The sequence below is a fragment of the Pseudomonas sp. GNP013 genome (genome assembly GCF_054343995.1).
The window spans coordinates 2,217,899-2,234,094 of the sequence record NZ_JBTGUT010000001.1 but is presented as its reverse complement, the minus strand read 5'-3'; the positions used below and the strand labels follow the sequence as shown (position 1 = coordinate 2,234,094).

The window sequence follows — 16,196 nt, the reverse complement described above, 5'->3', positions numbered from 1 at the left end:
GACTTAGATGGGGCTGAAAAACGAAAAAGCCACCCGGGGGTGGCTTTCTCTTTAAACACAACGACACAGGCGTGAATCAGTAAGCTTTGCCCGTCTTGTAGAAGTGCTCGTAGCAGAAGTTGGTGGCTTCGATGTAGCCTTCGGCGCCGCCGCAGTCAAAACGCTGGCCCTTGAATTTGTAGGCAATCACGCAACCGTCTTTGGCTTGCTTGAGCAGGGCGTCGGTGATCTGGATTTCACCGCCCTTGCCTGGCTCGGTTTCTTCGATCAACTTGAAGATGTCCGGGGTCAGGATGTAACGACCGATGATCGCCAGGTTCGATGGCGCGTCTTCCGGCGCTGGCTTCTCGACCATGTCGCGGACGCGGATCAGGCCATCACCAATGTCGTCGCCGGCGATAACGCCGTACTTGTTGGTCTCGGCCGGGTTGACCTCCATCACAGCCACGATGGTGCAACGGTATTTCTGGTAAAGCTTGACCATCTGGGTCAGCACGCCGTCGCCTTCCAGGTTGACGCACAGGTCATCAGCCAGGACCACGGCGAACGGTTCGTCACCGATCAGTGGGCGGCCGGTGAGGATGGCATGGCCAAGGCCTTTCATCTGGGTTTGACGGGTGTAGGAGAACGAGCACTCGTCGAGCAGCTTGCGAATACCGACCAGGTATTTTTCCTTGTCGGTGCCCTTGATCTGGTTTTCCAGCTCGTAGCTGATGTCGAAGTGGTCTTCCAGCGCGCGCTTGCCGCGACCGGTGACGATGGAAATTTCATTCAGACCGGCATCCAGTGCCTCTTCGACGCCGTACTGGATCAGTGGCTTGTTTACCACCGGCAGCATCTCTTTGGGCATGGCCTTGGTCGCTGGCAAGAAGCGAGTGCCGTAACCGGCTGCTGGGAACAAGCATTTCTTGATCATATGAGTCCTTACAAAGGGCTGTGCGTACGGAATTCGGCGCAGTCTAATGACGCCGCAGTCACCTTACAATGGGTCCTGCTGGCGTTGCGATAGCAACATAGAGAAAAATTTTCTGCGTAAGTTCCGCATATCTTGTGACAAGTGCCCTCACCCACGCCATGGATATGCAATAACTTGGGCCGCAATGCAACGTTTGGCGCTATCATTGCGGCCTTGAATCACATCATGAGACGGTTAATAGATGTCAGAACCCAAAGGCGTAAATGGCTACCTGATCACCCAGCGAGCGGACGGCTGGCACTTGATCAACTTCCACGGTGACAGCGTCGCAGGCGTATTCGCCAGCGAGAGCATGGCCATTGCCGTTGCCGAAGTGTTCGTGGATGAGGCAGGCCATGCGTCCAGCAAGCGGCCCAAGGGCAAATAAGCCTTAAAGCCCTGCATAAAAAGCCCCGATAATCGGGGCTTTTTTGTGTTTGTTGTCCCGTCCTGAATAAGGTTTACACCTTCTGACCTTTCTTCAGGAGGACTCAATGGATACGGGAAAAAGGCGCAGCCAACGCGATTACACGCTAGCTTTTAAATTGTCGGTCGTAGACCAAGTCGAAAAAGGCGAGTTGAGTTATAAAGAGGCTCAACGGCGCTTTGGCATTCAGGGCCGGTCCACGGTACTGGTTTGGCTACGCAAGCATGGCCGACAGGACTGGAGCCAAGGCGCCTCAATCCGAGCGCCGCGGAGCAGGCCGATGACCGACCCCCACCTCCCGCTGACACCCGAGCAGCGGATTAAAGAGCTTGAAGAACAGTTGGCGCTGAGCAATCAAAGGGCCCAGTTCTTTGAAGCTGTCGTGAACGTCTTGAAAAATGATTACGGTGTGTCCATCGTAAAAAAGCGACCCGGCAAGTCCTCTCGCAAGGGCAAATCCAAGACCTGAGCATTACCAGGGCTTGCCTGTTCATGGGAATTTCGCGCCAAGCGTATTACAAACGTAACCGAGCCGTTGATGCGAGAGCTCACCAAGACCAGCAAGTAGTGGACTTTGTTCTGGAAAAGCGGCGTCGCCAGCCGAGGTTAGGCACGCGCAAGCTGCATTATCTGATGAGCACTGAGGCTGAAGTGCAGGTAATTGTTGGTCGAGACCGTCTTTTTTCCATCTTGCGCGAAGCGCGAGAGCTGGTTCCTCGAAAGCGTGCTTATCATAAAACTACGCATAGCCATCATCGGTTCCGCCGCCATCCCAACCTGCTCAAAGCAGGCCCGGAACAAGTTGTCGCTGGCAGGCCCGAGCAGGTTTGGGTTGCAGATATTACCTATCTGCCCACGCGGGAAAGTGTTGTTTACGTCAGCCTGATAACAGACGCGTACTCACGCAAGATCGTGGGTCATCATGTGCATGACAGCTTGCATACGGAGTCGGTGGTCAAAGCATTGCAGAAAGCTGTTAGCCAGCGAAAATCCAAGCAATCGCTGATCCATCACTCGGATCGCGGGGCCCAATACTGCTCCGACCTGTACCAGCAAATGCACGCCAAGCATGGGATCAAGTGCTCAATGACGGACGGCTACGATTGCTATCAGAACGCGATGGCAGAGCGGGTAAACGGGATTTTGAAAACTGAGTTTTTGCTGCACCGGCCCAAAGATTTGGCGGATGCCGTAAAAATGGTGGATGAGTCGGTGCTGATCTACAACGGGGAGCGGCCGCACTTATCCCTGAAATACAAAACGCCCGATGCGGTGCATCAGGCGTTTTGAGACTGAAACAGGTGTAAACCTATTTCAGGACTAGACATGTCTGTACCAAGATGGCAGATCGCTATAATCTTGCGCAAACGCCCCACGACAGTGTCAGCGCCCCCTCTATAACACCTTCGACGACGACCCCACCATGAACAAGATCCTGATACTGATTGCAGTACTGGCGCTGGCCGGTTGCACCACCACCTCTGACGTGGTCCTCAAAAATGGCGAACAAGGCCTGACCATCGATTGCTCAGGCGAAGTCAACTCCTGGGCCAGCTGTTACGAGAAGGCCGATGCCTCCTGCGCCGGCACCGGCTACCGCATCATCGGCACCGAAGGCACGCCTGCACTGAGCGAAGAAGACAAGACGCTCGGCAAGGATGTCGGCAATTTCAAGGGCCGCAGTGTAGTGGTCGTGTGCAAATAGGCGCTGCGCCCCTGCTGTACCCCTATAGTTGAATCTCGGCAAAGCGGATGCCCAGCCCTCGCAGCGTCTCGGTCAAATCATCCAGGCGCGCGAAGGACTCCACTTCATCCTGATCATCCACCAGGAAAAAACTGCGGCCGCCGCTTTTTTTGAAGAAGACGATCCATTCACCCAGATCGGCAGGGTTCTGGATAATGTGAGTGGCAGAAATCAGGCCCTCGGCCTGACAGCTTGTGACGTGTTCACGTTTCATGACGGCGTTCCAAAAACACACAAATGCCGCTTGGCCTCAAGGGTCGAGCGGCATTTTTATCGGATTCAAAAGGTTGGACCTGTTACAGCACTCAGCCGGAGATGCAATCTTCTCCGGCTTTCTTCACGTCACCCGGGCGGATCGGCACATTGGACATGCTCTCGTACAGCTTGATGCTACTGCCACTGGAACGGTCTTCAATCTCGAAAATCGCCGAAGGGTCAGACGAGAATTTCTGTGGCACGATCACCTGTACCCCGTTCTTGTGCGGCTCTATCTGCGATGGCCGACGCGTGCTGGACAACTTCTGCACAATGCACGCCGCATAATCCTGCGGTTTCTTTCCGGAAATCACCGCCAGCGTGGGCGGGGTCTGCTTGATGTCTGCAACCGAAGCACACCCGCCGATCGCCAACGCCAGAACCAACACACTCCACTTCATACAAAAACCTCCGATAAAGATCCTACGACAGCGGGCATGGGAATTTTCTCCCGCAAAAGTAGGACTTTTCTCTGATAGCGGGTAGATAAACTGTTTTAAATTGTCGAAGTCGTCGACGACGGCCCGATAATAAACGCGCTGGGGCTGATAAACTCCATCTTAACCTACGTATCGTTCTGATTTTTCAGAAAAAGCCCTTCTGGAGACACCTCATGAAATTCATCCACCAGCGTGAGCACCTCAATGAGGGAGACATTGTCGTCATCGAATGCTCGCAAACTTGTAATATCCGTCTGATGAGCGATGCGAATTTTCGCAGCTTCAAGAACGGCGGCCGCCACACTTACCACGGTGGCGCCTTCGATCAGTTCCCGGCCAAAATCACCGCGCCGAGCACCGGTTTCTGGAACATCACCCTGGACGTGGTCACCCGTCGCGCCATCAGCGTTACCCGCAAACCGGCGCTGTCCCACAAGATTCGCATCGTCCGCCGTACCAGCAGCAAGCTGAGCTGACCCGCGCACTGACAGGAATAAAGCTGTGACCACTACCACCAAATACGTCATCAAGTACAAGCTCAACGGCCAACGCCGCTTTGAGTTCGCCCAGCTTGAGTCCAAAAGCATTGAAAAAGCCAGGCAAGCGCTGGCGAAAATTCACCATGCCGGCGACGAAATCAGCGAAATCACCGTGAGCAAGGCGCTGTAAGCCCATGGCCGGCCCCACTGCCGATCTGTTTGCCGACGAGGCCTTGCAGCAACCGGCAAGCCGCGAGCAGATCGGCGAACAATCCTGGGTGCTCAGAGGCTTTGCCTTGCCATGGATTGATCGCCTGCTGCCCGAGCTGAGACGCGTACTGGCCCGCTCGCCCTTTCGCAGAATGGTCACACCCGGCGGCTTTACCATGTCGGCGGCGCTGAGCAGCTGTGGCGCATTGGGCTGGACCACCGACAGCAGCGGTTACCGCTACAGCCCGATTGATCCCCACAACCAACAGCCCTGGCCTGCCCTGCCCGATGCCTTGCGCCAACTGGCCGAGCAGGCGGCGGCGAGCGCAGGCTTCAGCGACTTCGCACCGGATGCCTGCCTGATCAACCGTTACGTGCCCGGCGCCAAAATGTCCTTGCACCAGGACAAGAACGAACGTCACTACCGTGCGCCGGTGGTGTCGGTGTCCCTCGGGCTGCCGGCGATCTTTCTGTTCGGCGGCCACGCGCGCAGTGACAAGCCGCAAAAAGTTTCCCTGTTCCATGGCGATGTGGTGGTCTGGGGCGGTGTCGATCGCTTGCGCTTTCATGGGGTGATGCCGATCAAGGACGGCGAGCACCCGGTCATGGGTGCGCAACGCATCAACCTCACCTTTCGTACTGCCGGCTGATTTGACCGCAAGCTTCAGAGTGCCACGGGCCATCCGTGCAGCTAATCTGCCGGTGAACCGTCAAGAGTCCAGGCCATGAACATTGAACAAGACCCACGCTGGGCCGCTGTCCTCGCCCGAGACCCCAAGGCCGACAACCTGTTTGTCTACGGCGTCAGAACCACCGGCGTCTATTGCCGGCCCAGCAGCAGCGCACGCCGGCCGCGCCCGGAGAACGTCGAGTTTTTTGACACACCTCAACAAGCCGAGGCGGCCGGTTATCGGCCGAATAAACGCACCGAAGGCGCCACCCAGCATGCCCGACGGGTAGCCGACGCGTGTCGCCAGATCGAACAGGCCGACACCGAACCCAGCCTTGAAACCCTGGCCCTGCAGGCCGGGTTGAGCCCCTTCCATTTTCACCGGGTGTTCAAATCGGTCACCGGCCTCACGCCCAAGGGCTATGCGCGCGCCGAACGCTCACGCAGAGTGCGCGCCAGCCTCACGCAGCAGGGCAGCGTCACGGACGCGCTGTACGATGCAGGCTTCAACTCCAACAGCCGCTTTTATGAGTCGGCCGGGCAAATGCTGGGCATGAAACCCAGTGAATACAAGGCCGGCGGCACCAACAGCGAAATCCGTTTTGCCGTGGGTGAATGCTCGCTGGGCGCGATTCTGGTAGCGCAAAGCCTGCGAGGCGTGTGCGCGATCCTGCTGGGCGACGATCCGAATGCGCTGGTGCAAGACCTTCAGGACAAGTTCCCCAAGGCCGAGCTGGTCGGCGCGGATCACGACTTCGAACAGCTGGTCGCTCAGGTCGTGGGCTTTATCGAAGCGCCTGGCCTGGGCCTGAACCTGCCGCTGGACCTGCGCGGCACGGCGTTTCAGGAACGGGTGTGGCAGGCCTTGCGCGATATTCCGCCGGGCAGCACCGCCAGTTATGCGCAGATCGCCCAACGCATCGGCGCGCCCACGTCATTCCGTGCGGTGGCGCAAGCCTGCGGGGCCAACAGCTTGGCGGTGGCGATTCCCTGTCACCGCGTGGTGCGCAGCAACGGCGATTTGAGTGGTTATCGCTGGGGCGTGGAGCGCAAGCGGCAGCTATTGGAACGAGAACGCGAGGGTTGAACGGACTGGCCGGATGAGCATGGCCCTGTTAAAACAGCGAACCGTCTTACTTACGCTGGAGCCCCATCCCATGAGCACCTGGCCAGACACCCGCATTCTCGACCTGCTGGGCATCGAAGTGCCCATTATCCAGGCGCCCATGGCCGGCGCCACCACCACCGCCATGGTCATCGCCGCCAACGAAGCCGGTGCGCTGGGCTCAATGCCTGCCGCGGCGCTGAGCATCGAGCAACTTCGTGAAGCGCTGACCACGATTCGTCAGGCAGGCAACCGGCCAATCAACGTCAATTTTTTCTGCCATCAACCGCCCGCGCCAGACGAAGCGCGGGATAACCACTGGAAAGCGTTGCTCGAACCCTACTACCGCGAACTCGGTGCCGACTTTGATGCGCCAACGCCCGTGTCCAACCGCGCACCGTTTAACGACGAAGCGTGTCGGGTGGTCGAAGCGTTTCGGCCCGAGGTGGTGAGCTTTCACTTTGGCTTGCCGGAAAAATCTCTGCTCGATCGGGTCAAAGATACCGGTGCCAAGGTGCTGTCGTCGGCCACCACCGTTGAGGAAGCCCTCTGGCTGGAGCAACATGGCTGCGACGCCATCATCGCCATGGGCATTGAGGCCGGCGGGCACCGTGGGATGTTTCTGAGTGACGACCTCGATAGCCAGATCGGCCTGTTTGCCTTGTTGCCGCAAGTTGTCGACGCCGTCAGCGTGCCGGTGATCGCCGCCGGTGGCATCGCTGACGCGCGCGGCATTGTCGCGGCCTTTGCCCTGGGCGCGTCAGCGGTGCAGATCGGCACGGCGTATCTGTTTACGCCGCAGGCCACCGTGACGGACTCCCACCACCATGCGCTGCGCCATGCCCAGGCCAGCGAGACTGCCCTCACCAACCTGTTCACGGGTCGCCCGGCGCGAGGCATCGTCAACCGGGTCATGCGTGAACTCGGCGCGATGAACCCCGCAGCACCTGCGTTTCCCAAGGCCGGCGGTGCCTTGATGCCGCTCAAGGCCAGGGACGAAGCGGGCTTCAGCAACTTGTGGGCCGGTCAGGCAGTGCGCCTGGGCAAAGACATTTCAACCTGCGCGCTGACCCGCGAGCTGGCCGAACAAGCCCTGGCAAAACTGCAGTAGGTACTTCGCGCTGTACCGACAATGGCCAGGCGCTATATATTTGCCTACACAGCGATTGCGCCATGACGCGCCGCCCACCCTCTAAGGAGCTGCAGCATGAAGATTCACGCCCCTCGCCTGGCCGTCCTGGTCGCGGCCCTCGCCTTCGGGTCAGCCCAGGCCGATGAAGTCCAGGTGGCCGTAGCCGCCAACTTCACCGCGCCGATCCAGGCGATTGCCGCCGACTTCGAGAAAGACACCGGCCACAAGCTGGTTGCGTCCTACGGGGCAACGGGGCAGTTCTACACCCAGATCAAGAACGGCGCGCCGTTCGACGTGTTCCTGAGCGCCGACGACACCACCGCACAAAAACTCGAAAACGAAGGCGACACGGTCAAGGGCTCGCGCTTCACCTACGCCGTGGGCACCCTCGCGCTGTGGTCGGCCAAGGACGGTTATGTGGACGCCAAGGGCGAGGTGCTCAAGGAAAATCAGTTCAGACACCTGTCCATCGCCAATCCAAAAGCTGCGCCTTACGGCCTGGCCGCCACCCAGGTGCTGGCCAAACAGGGCCTGACCGAGCAGGTCAAGGACAAGCTGGTTGAGGGCCAGAACATCACCCAAGCCTACCAGTTCGTGTCCACCGGCAACGCCGAACTGGGGTTTGTCGCCTTGTCGCAGATCTATAAGGACGGCAAGGTCACGCACGGTTCGGCTTGGATTGTTCCTGCTTCACTGCATGACCCGATCAAACAGGACGCCGTGATCCTCACCAGGGGCAAAGACAACGCCGCAGCCAAGGTCCTCGTTGACTACCTCAAGGGACCCAAAGCCGCAGCCGTCATCAAGTCCTACGGTTACGAGCTGTAAATGCCGCTGTCGAGCGCCGATTTTTCCGCGATCTGGTTGACCGTCAAACTGGCGTCACTCACCACCGCGATCCTGCTGTTGATCGGCACCCCGATTGCGCTGTGGCTGTCGCGCACCCGCTCGTGGTGGCGCGGGCCCATCGGTGCGGTTGTCGCCCTGCCGTTGGTGCTGCCGCCCACGGTAATCGGCTTTTACCTGCTGTTGACCATGGGCCCCCACGGCTACGTCGGCCAGTTCACCCAATGGCTTGGCCTGGGCACCCTCACCTTCAGTTTCGCCGGGCTGGTGATCGGCTCGGTCATCTATTCCATGCCCTTCGTGGTGCAGCCGTTGCAAAACGCGTTTTCTGCCATTGGCACGCGCCCACTGGAGGTCGCTGCCACCTTGCGCGCCACCCCCTGGGACACGTTTTTCACGGTGATCCTGCCCCTCGCACGCCCTGGATTCATCACCGCCTCTATCCTCGGTTTTGCCCACACCGTCGGGGAGTTCGGCGTGGTGCTGATGATCGGCGGCAATATCCCGGACAAGACCCGGGTGGTGTCGGTGCAGATCTACGATCATGTCGAAGCCATGGAATATGCCCAGGCTCATTGGCTGGCGGGCGCCATGGTGGTGTTTGCATTCGTCGTGCTGCTGGCGCTTTATTCCAGCCGTAAAACCCGCATGGGCTGGAGCTGATGTCGATGATCGAAGTACGTCTGCACAGGAAGTACCCAGGTTTTGCGCTGGATGTGGATTTGCACCTGCCCGGGCGCGGTGTGACGGCGCTGTACGGGCACTCCGGCTCCGGCAAGACCACTTGCCTGCGCTGCATCGCCGGGCTGGAGCGCGCCGAACACGGGTTTATCCAAGTCAACGACGAGGTCTGGCAGGACAGCCGCAACGGGCTGTTTGTGCCGCCGCATAAACGTGCGCTGGGCTACGTGTTTCAGGAAGCCAGCCTGTTTCCTCACCTGTCGGTGCGGGCCAATCTCGAATTCGGCCTCAAGCGCATCCCGCGCCAGGCGCGCCGTGTCGATATGGCCCAGGCCACCCAATTACTGGGCATCGGCCATCTGCTCGAGCGCAATCCCGAGCACCTGTCCGGCGGTGAACGTCAGCGCATCGGCATCGCCCGCGCCCTGCTCACCAGTCCCAGGCTGTTGCTGATGGACGAACCGCTGGCCGCCCTCGACAGCCAGCGCAAGGGCGAAATCCTGCCGTACCTGGAACGGTTGCACGACGAACTGGATATTCCGCTGCTCTACGTCAGCCACGCCCAGGATGAGGTCGCGCGCCTGGCCGATCACATCGTGGTGCTCAGCGACGGCAAGGCGCTGGCCAGCGGCCCGATCGGCGAAACCCTGGCGCGCCTGGACCTGCCTCTGGCGCGGGGCGACGATGCCGGCGTGGTGATCCACGGCACCGTCAGCGCCTATGACGCAGCCTACCAGTTGCTCACCCTGCAACTGCCCGACAGCGCCTCGCACATGCGCGTCGCCCACGCGCCGCTGGCACTGGGCCGGGCGCTGCGGGTGAAAGTGCAGGCGCGGGATGTGAGCCTGAGCCTGCAGGCCCAGGAGCACAGCAGCATCCTCAACCGCCTGCCGGTGACGGTCACCGAGGAAATCGCCGCAGACAACAGCGCCCACGTGCTGGTGCGCCTGGACGCCGGCGGCACACCGCTGCTGGCACGGATCACACGGTACTCCCGCGACCAGTTGCAACTGCACCCCGGGCAGGCGCTCTGGGCACAGATCAAGGCAGTCGCGGTGCTGGCGTAACCATTTGGCACGACCGCACATCGCTGCGGTCAATCAGACATACCGGCCTGATCTGTTGCCAAGGAAGTTGCCCATGCCCGATTCCGACCTGCCCCGCGACCTGCACTACGTCGATGACACCCAACCTGGCATCACCCGCAAGCAGTTGCGCGGCAAATTCCAGTATTTCGATATCAACGGCAAGCGCATCACCGCTGCCGACGAAATCAAACGCCTGAACGCCCTGGCCGTGCCGCCGGCGTACACCGATGTATGGATCTGCGCCAACCCGCGCGGCCACTTGCAAGCCACCGGCCGCGACGCGCGCGGGCGCAAGCAGTACCGCTATCACGCGCGCTGGCGCGAAGTGCGCGACACCGACAAGTACTCACGTCTGCAGGCTTTCGGCAAGGCCCTGCCCAAACTGCGCAAACAGTTGGAAGCGCAGTTGGCCGAGCCCGGTTTCACCCGTGAAAAGGTGCTCGCGACCGTGGTGATGTTGCTCGATGCCACCTTGATTCGCGTCGGCAATACCCAGTATGCGCGCGACAACAAATCCTACGGGCTGACGACGTTGCGCAACCGCCACGTCGACGTCAAGGGCAGCGAAATCCAGTTCCAGTTCCGTGGCAAAAGTGGCGTTGAGCACCAGATCAGCGTGAAGGACCGGCGCCTGGCTACCGTGGTCAAGCGCTGCATGGAATTACCGGGGCAAAACCTGTTCCAGTACCTGGACGAAGACGGTGAGCGCCATACCGTCAGCTCCCACGATGTGAACGCCTACCTGCACAGCCTCACTGGCGCGGACTTCACCGCCAAGGATTACCGCACCTGGGCCGGCACCGCCATGGCGTTGGCGGTGCTGCGCGAGCTGGAGTGGCAGCCCGAATCAGATGCCAAACGCCATGTGGTAACCATGGTCAAGGACGTGGCCAGGCAGTTGGGCAACACCCCGGCGGTGTGCCGCAAGTGCTACATCCACCCGGCAGTGCTCGAACATTTCAGCCTGGGCGAGCTGTCCAAACTGCCCCCGCCACGACTGCGCAAAGGGCTCAAGGCCGAAGAAGTGGCGTTGGCCATGTTCCTTGAACAACTGGCTGAGGCGAGCTAGGCTTCAGCTCCTTTATCGCTGACCGGACGACTGCCGACGTGAACAACTGAGCCTTTCAAAAATGTATCTGCAACAGGCCGCCTTACGTGCCTGTTGGCCTGTTCGACATTTTCTGGAGGTGCCTGTGACTCACGTCAAGCGGCTACCCGTGTTGGTTTCCCTGCAACACCTGTGTTTCCAGTTCGCCAACGGCGAAACCCTGCTGGAAGACCTTAACCTGACCATCGATCACACCCCGACCGGCATCGTCGGCCGTAATGGCTGCGGCAAAAGCCTGCTGGCCCGGCTGCTCGCCGGTGTGCTGACGCCGTCTTCGGGCAGCGTGAAAGGCTCTGCCAGCGTGAAGTACGTGCCGCAGACGGTGGAGATTCAAACAGGCGACACCGTCGCCCATCTCAGCGCAACGGCCCCTGTCCTGGCTGCGCTTGAGCGCATGGCTGCAGGCACCGCCGAGGGCGCCGATGTGGCGTTGATCGATGATCGCTGGGACCTGGCCGAGCGCTTGCGCGCTGCACTCGATGCCGCCGGTCTGCCTGACGTTGACGCGCAGACGCCGGCTGAACATCTGAGCGGCGGTCAGTTGGCGCGGGTGGCGATTATCGGCGCGCTGTTGGCGGCGCCACAATTGCTGATTCTCGATGAGCCGAGCAACCACCTCGACAGTGCCGGACGCGCCTGGCTGTTGCAGGTGCTGCACCTCTGGCGAGGGGGGCTGGTGGTGGTCAGTCATGATCGGCAGTTGCTCAATGCCATGGGCCGCATCATTGAGCTGTCACCCCTCGGGGCCCGGTTGTACGGCGGCAACTACGAGGACTATCGCCAACAGCGCGAGGCGCAGCAGCATGCGGCAGTCGCCGAACTGGCGCGCGCACGCCTTGAGCGCAGCCGCGAACGGCAGCGCCTGCAACACCAGAACGATGACCTGCAACGCCACGCCGCGCGCTCGCGCCAGCATGCGCAGAATGCCAACGTCGACCGGCTTACCCGGTCGCGCTGGAAAGGTGCCGCCACCGAAGTGGTCAGCAAGGTGCGCAGTGGGCAGCAGTCCCATAAGGGCCAACTCGATGCCCAGGTGCGCCAGGCCTGCCAACACGTGGCACACGAGACACCCACCCTGCTCGCCTTACCGGCCTCGACAGTGCCCAACGGTCGTCAGGTGATGAGCCTTGAGTGCGCGCAACTGCCGTGGCTTGATCCATTGGCAACCTCAACGTGGCTCACATTTAACCTGGCCGGGCCCGTGCGCATTGCCGTAAAGGGACCCAACGGCTGCGGCAAATCCACGTTGCTCAAGCTGCTGGCCGGTCACGTGCAGGCCGCCAGCGGGGTCTGTTCGGTGCATCTGCCGACGGCGTATATCGATCAGCATCTGGCGCTGCTGGATAACGGCCGTTCCGTGGTCGAACAGCTCAACCTGCTCGCCACGCCGCTGGCCGAAGCCGAACTGCGCACCCGCCTCGCGTTGCTGCAACTGGATGCGCTGCGTGTGACCCAACCGGCGGGGCAACTCAGCGGCGGCGAACGCCTGAAAGCCGCGATGGCGATCGCCCTGTGGCGCGGGACGCCGGCGCAATTGCTGCTGTTGGACGAGCCGACCAATCACCTGGACCTGGAGTCGGTCGTGGCGTTTGAGCAAGCCTTGAAGCACTTCACCGGGGCAATGGTGGTGATTTCCCATGACGACGCCTTCCTGCAGGCGATCCAGCCGACTCATCTGTTGATCTGGCAGGAAGAAGGTTGGCAACTGGTGCGCATCTGAGCCCAACACCGCCCTGTGGCGAGCAGGCTTGCCCTGCGTTGGGCTGCGCAGCAGCCCCATACCAGCTGCTGAGCGGTATCAGGTACACCGTGTTTTCCTTAATTGGGGGCGCTTCGCACCCCAACGCAGGGCAAGCCTGCTCGCCACAAGGGTGTGGTCGGCTGGGAGGGATCATGCCGGCCATCCATGCATTGCGCCGCCGTTCAAAGCGTTCTACGGTAATGGCCGATTAATCTCACCCAGGACCCGCGCGCATGCTGCCTTCATCCCGCAAACCGTACGCCAGCGCTGCGCTCGCCCATCGGCGACTCTGGCGCGGACGCGTGGGCCTGATGCTAGTGGCTGGGCTGTCGGTGCTGGCGGGGATGACCGATGCCATTGGTTTTATGGCCAGCGGCGATTTTGTGTCGTTCATGAGCGGTAATACCACGCGCCTGGCAGTGGCAATCAGCGCGGGTGACTTGGGTTTGACTGCGCGCCTGTTGCTGCTGGTCGCCACCTTTATTCTGGGTAACGCCCTGGGCGTGGTCGTCAGCCGACTGGGCAAACGCCGGGCACTGCCGTTGCTGCTGTGCATCGCCGCCCTGCTCTGCGCCGCCGCGCTCTGGCCGTTGGCCGATACGCTGCCCGCGCTGCTGGCAGCAATTGTGGCCATGGGCATGCTCAACGCGGCCGTCGAAGAAGTGAACGGACTGCCGGTGGGGCTCACCTATGTGACGGGGGCGCTCTCGCGATTTGGTCGTGGGCTGGGTCGCTGGGTGCTTGGGGAACGACGCAATGGCTGGCGCGTGCAATTGATCCCGTGGACGGGCATGTTTGTCGGTGCGGTGATCGGTGCGTTGCTGGAACAGCAGATGGGCATGCGCGCATTGTGGGTCAGCGGTGCGCTGGCGGGGGTGTTGGGGCTGGTGTCGCTGACGATTCCACGGCGCTGGCAGTTGAGTTTCATGCCCCGTTGAACAGACGTGAGCGCGAGGCCCGCTCGACGTTCAGGCCTCGACATCCCTGTACTGGTAAAGAGCCGTTACGCCGAGCGGGCGGCTGAATCATAGGCCAATGCCTCAGGGCTGTCCCGCAAGGCATTTCCGAAAATCGCTGAGGCACGGCTTACAGGCAGGTTGCCAATGCGGCCAGGCGACGCTTGGCAGGCATGCTGTCAGCAGCGGCGTAGTATTTCACGCTGGACCCTGCGCCCGCGCTCTGCACGTCCACAAAGTAATCGCCACCGGTGGTGTAGACCGTGAAACCGCCCGCCCCGACCGGCTCCTTGAAGCCGCCGGCGTCCACGCCGAACACGCTTTCATCCTGCCAGCCGTACTGGATGCATTCGGCAACCACCAGCGTGGCCTTGTCCGACGCCAGTGTCTTGTAAGGGCTGCCCGCGCGCGCCTCTTTCATCTTCGAACCGGCGCACCCCGTCAGGGCTGCCACTACCAATGCACCTAATACCACGTTGCGCATGCCATCGCTTCCTTGGAAAAAAAGCGACTCTATCACTGCAGCACTCTTTTTTCGCCTGATCGGGCCGTTGCCTGTGACGATCCTGCTCAAGCGAGCCTGACCGACGCCAGCTCCACCGAATCGCGCGCCACGCGCAAGTCGCAGGCGTCCTGATTAAGCCGGTGAATGGTGTTGAGCAGACGCTGACGCAGCACCTCATCGCCAAGCTGTTCGACGGCGCGCATCAGCTCGTACGCCGCCGTTTCGTTGTTATCGGCGACGGCATCGAGGGTCTTGCGCAGGTTGCGAGTGGCACGGGTCACGCGGATTTTTCCTTCTTCAGCAATGGGCAGGCACTGTAGGACATGGATGTTTCATTTTAATTTCAAACAGTTGTGGCCCATTCGCCGGTATTTGATCCAGATCAATCGCAACAAGTTTTTCCCGAAATATCTGGCAATATGCTGGCGGTTGACGGCGCTGGCGAACTTTATGTCGGCGAACTGATCCATGCTCTGCACGTCAGGCCGCCGCAGGCCTGCGCATTGGCTGTTGGTCCCCTGGAGCGTTCATACATGCTTGTCGCAATTGGCATTTTTATCTTCACCATCGTGCTGGTCATCTGGCAGCCCAAGGGCCTCGGGGTCGGCTGGAGCGCAACGATGGGCGCGATCCTGGCCCTGGCCTTCGGCGTGATCAGCCTGGCGGACATTCCGGTGGTGTGGCACATCATCTGGAATGCCACCGGCACCTTTGTCGCGTTGATCGTGATCAGCCTGCTGCTGGACGAGGCCGGGTTCTTCGCCTGGGCCGCGCTGCACGTGGCACGCTGGGGCCGTGGGCGCGGCCGGCGGTTGTTTGCCTACATGGTGCTGCTGGGTGCGCTGGTGTCGGCGCTGTTTGCCAACGATGGCGCGGCGTTGATCCTCACCCCCATCGTGATGTCGATGCTGCTGGCCCTGCGCTTTTCGCCAGCGGCGACCCTGGCGTTCGTGATGGGCGCCGGCTTTATCGCCGACACGGCGAGCCTGCCGCTGGTGGTGTCGAACCTGGTCAACATCGTCTCCGCCGACTACTTCAAGATCGGCTTCAATGAATATGCCGCCGTGATGGTGCCGGTGAACCTCGTCAGCGTGGCCGCAACCCTTGCGGTGCTGCTGTGGTTTTTCCGCCGCGACATCCCGCAGACCTATGACCCCGCCGACCTGGATGACCCGGCCAGCGCGATCCGTGACCGTGGCACGTTCCGCGCCGGCTGGTGGGTGCTGGGTATTCTTCTGGTCGGCTGTTTTGCCCTGGAACCGCTGGGCATTCCCATCAGTGCGATTTCCGCCGTGTGTGCGGTGCTCCTGCTGGTGATTGCCGCGAAGGGCCACACGATTTCCACGCGCAAGGTATTGAAGGACGCGCCGTGGCAGATCGTGATCTTTTCCCTGGGCATGTACCTGGTGGTCTACGGCCTGCGTAACGCCGGGTTGACCGACTACCTGGCGACCTGGCTCGACACCTTCGCCACCCACGGCGTGTGGGGCGCGGCCATGGGCACCGGCGTGCTCACGGCACTGCTGTCGTCGGTGATGAACAACCTGCCGACCGTGCTGATCGGTGCGTTGTCCATCGAGTCCAGCCATGCCGTGGGCGTGGTCAAGGACGCGATGATCTACGCCAACGTCATCGGCAGCGACCTCGGCCCGAAGATCACCCCCATCGGCAGCCTCGCCACCCTGCTGTGGCTGCATATCCTTGCGCGCAAAGGCATCACCATCAGTTGGGGCTACTACTTCAAGGTCGGCATCGTGCTGACCCTGCCGGTGCTGTTGATCACCCTCGCCGCCCTCGCCTTGCGCCTGAGTCTCTGACGGCTCTATGCTCTCGGCTTTTGTCAAAAGGACGTGG

20 protein-coding genes are annotated in these 16,196 nt (G+C 60.9%); 15 read left to right on the top strand and 5 right to left on the bottom strand.

Features of this window, described 5'->3' with window-relative positions; all coding sequences use genetic code 11:
* Positions 1–76: 76 nt before the first annotated feature.
* Positions 77–916, bottom strand: coding sequence for a UTP--glucose-1-phosphate uridylyltransferase GalU (gene galU, locus ACXX81_RS09970; RefSeq protein ID WP_003230743.1), 840 nt, complete (start codon positions 914–916; stop codon positions 77–79).
* Positions 917–1,157: 241 nt separating this feature from the next.
* On the opposite strand from galU, the gene ACXX81_RS09965 reads away from it, so the two are divergent.
* The 3 genes from ACXX81_RS09965 to ACXX81_RS09955 all read left to right on the top strand — a co-directional run bounded on the left by ACXX81_RS09965 (position 1,158) and on the right by ACXX81_RS09955 (position 3,087).
* Positions 1,158–1,343, top strand: coding sequence for a hypothetical protein (locus ACXX81_RS09965; protein WP_209982057.1), 186 nt, complete (start codon positions 1,158–1,160; stop codon positions 1,341–1,343).
* A 106-nt stretch (positions 1,344–1,449) separates the two neighbouring features.
* Positions 1,450–2,672 (top strand): IS3 family transposase gene (locus ACXX81_RS09960; RefSeq protein ID WP_231423853.1). Its coding sequence is split into 2 segments (ribosomal slippage): positions 1,450–1,801 and positions 1,801–2,672, totalling 1,224 coding nucleotides; the frame shifts between segments, so codons are not numbered across the junction.
* Between the two features lie 133 nt (positions 2,673–2,805).
* On the top strand, positions 2,806–3,087 hold the full coding sequence (locus ACXX81_RS09955; RefSeq protein WP_458571600.1) for a YgdI/YgdR family lipoprotein: 282 nt from the start codon (positions 2,806–2,808) through the stop codon (positions 3,085–3,087).
* 22 nt (positions 3,088–3,109) lie between these two features.
* Here the strand turns inward: ACXX81_RS09955 and ACXX81_RS09950 are convergent, their stop codons facing one another.
* A complete protein-coding gene (locus tag ACXX81_RS09950) occupies positions 3,110–3,340 on the bottom strand; it encodes a hypothetical protein (protein WP_209982060.1) in 231 nt (76 codons plus the stop codon).
* 91 nt (positions 3,341–3,431) lie between these two features.
* On the bottom strand, positions 3,432–3,782 hold the full coding sequence (locus ACXX81_RS09945; RefSeq protein WP_209982062.1) for a hypothetical protein: 351 nt from the start codon (positions 3,780–3,782) through the stop codon (positions 3,432–3,434).
* Positions 3,783–3,994: 212 nt separating this feature from the next.
* Here ACXX81_RS09945 and ACXX81_RS09940 point away from each other — a divergent pair, with 212 nt between their 5' ends.
* From ACXX81_RS09940 to ACXX81_RS09890, 11 genes are all read left to right on the top strand, one after another.
* A complete protein-coding gene (locus tag ACXX81_RS09940) occupies positions 3,995–4,297 on the top strand; it encodes a DUF1883 domain-containing protein (RefSeq protein ID WP_003230751.1) in 303 nt (100 codons plus the stop codon).
* Positions 4,298–4,322: 25 nt separating this feature from the next.
* Complete coding sequence (locus ACXX81_RS09935) at positions 4,323–4,490, top strand: hypothetical protein (RefSeq protein ID WP_458571599.1); 168 nt, start codon at positions 4,323–4,325, stop codon at positions 4,488–4,490.
* Between the two features lie 4 nt (positions 4,491–4,494).
* Positions 4,495–5,160, top strand: a complete 666-nt coding sequence (alkB, locus tag ACXX81_RS09930; protein ID WP_209982066.1) for a DNA oxidative demethylase AlkB — start codon at positions 4,495–4,497, stop codon at positions 5,158–5,160.
* A 75-nt stretch (positions 5,161–5,235) separates the two neighbouring features.
* On the top strand, positions 5,236–6,267 hold the full coding sequence (gene ada, locus ACXX81_RS09925) for a bifunctional DNA-binding transcriptional regulator/O6-methylguanine-DNA methyltransferase Ada (protein WP_458571598.1): 1,032 nt from the start codon (positions 5,236–5,238) through the stop codon (positions 6,265–6,267).
* Positions 6,268–6,337: 70 nt separating this feature from the next.
* Positions 6,338–7,396, top strand: coding sequence for an NAD(P)H-dependent flavin oxidoreductase (locus ACXX81_RS09920; RefSeq protein ID WP_231421306.1), 1,059 nt, complete (start codon positions 6,338–6,340; stop codon positions 7,394–7,396).
* Positions 7,397–7,492: 96 nt separating this feature from the next.
* Positions 7,493–8,245 carry a molybdate ABC transporter substrate-binding protein gene (gene modA, locus ACXX81_RS09915; RefSeq protein ID WP_458571597.1) on the top strand — a complete coding sequence of 251 codons (753 nt, stop codon included), beginning with the start codon at positions 7,493–7,495 and terminating at the stop codon, positions 8,243–8,245.
* Positions 8,246–8,926 (top strand): molybdate ABC transporter permease subunit, encoded by a 681-nt coding sequence (gene modB / locus ACXX81_RS09910; protein WP_458571596.1) that lies wholly within the window; start codon positions 8,246–8,248, stop codon positions 8,924–8,926.
* A 5-nt stretch (positions 8,927–8,931) separates the two neighbouring features.
* Positions 8,932–10,011 (top strand): molybdenum ABC transporter ATP-binding protein, encoded by a 1,080-nt coding sequence (modC, locus tag ACXX81_RS09905; protein ID WP_458571595.1) that lies wholly within the window; start codon positions 8,932–8,934, stop codon positions 10,009–10,011.
* Positions 10,012–10,084: 73 nt separating this feature from the next.
* On the top strand, positions 10,085–11,101 hold the full coding sequence (locus ACXX81_RS09900; RefSeq protein ID WP_458571594.1) for a DNA topoisomerase IB: 1,017 nt from the start codon (positions 10,085–10,087) through the stop codon (positions 11,099–11,101).
* 124 nt (positions 11,102–11,225) lie between these two features.
* A complete protein-coding gene (locus ACXX81_RS09895; RefSeq protein WP_458571593.1) occupies positions 11,226–12,860 on the top strand; it encodes an ABC-F family ATP-binding cassette domain-containing protein in 1,635 nt (544 codons plus the stop codon).
* A gap of 254 nt (positions 12,861–13,114) precedes the next feature.
* Positions 13,115–13,819 (top strand): YoaK family protein, encoded by a 705-nt coding sequence (locus tag ACXX81_RS09890; RefSeq protein ID WP_322213618.1) that lies wholly within the window; start codon positions 13,115–13,117, stop codon positions 13,817–13,819.
* Between the two features lie 148 nt (positions 13,820–13,967).
* Here the strand turns inward: ACXX81_RS09890 and ACXX81_RS09885 are convergent, their stop codons facing one another.
* Both ACXX81_RS09885 and ACXX81_RS09880 read right to left on the bottom strand, forming a co-directional pair.
* Positions 13,968–14,321: a hypothetical protein gene (locus ACXX81_RS09885; protein ID WP_209982084.1), complete on the bottom strand. Its 354-nt coding sequence runs from the start codon at positions 14,319–14,321 to the stop codon at positions 13,968–13,970.
* A gap of 86 nt (positions 14,322–14,407) precedes the next feature.
* Positions 14,408–14,623 (bottom strand): hypothetical protein, encoded by a 216-nt coding sequence (locus ACXX81_RS09880; protein WP_209982087.1) that lies wholly within the window; start codon positions 14,621–14,623, stop codon positions 14,408–14,410.
* Between the two features lie 252 nt (positions 14,624–14,875).
* Between ACXX81_RS09880 and ACXX81_RS09875 the strand changes: the two genes are divergently transcribed.
* Positions 14,876–16,159 (top strand): arsenic transporter, encoded by a 1,284-nt coding sequence (locus ACXX81_RS09875; protein ID WP_209982090.1) that lies wholly within the window; start codon positions 14,876–14,878, stop codon positions 16,157–16,159.
* Positions 16,160–16,196: the final 37 nt, after the last annotated feature.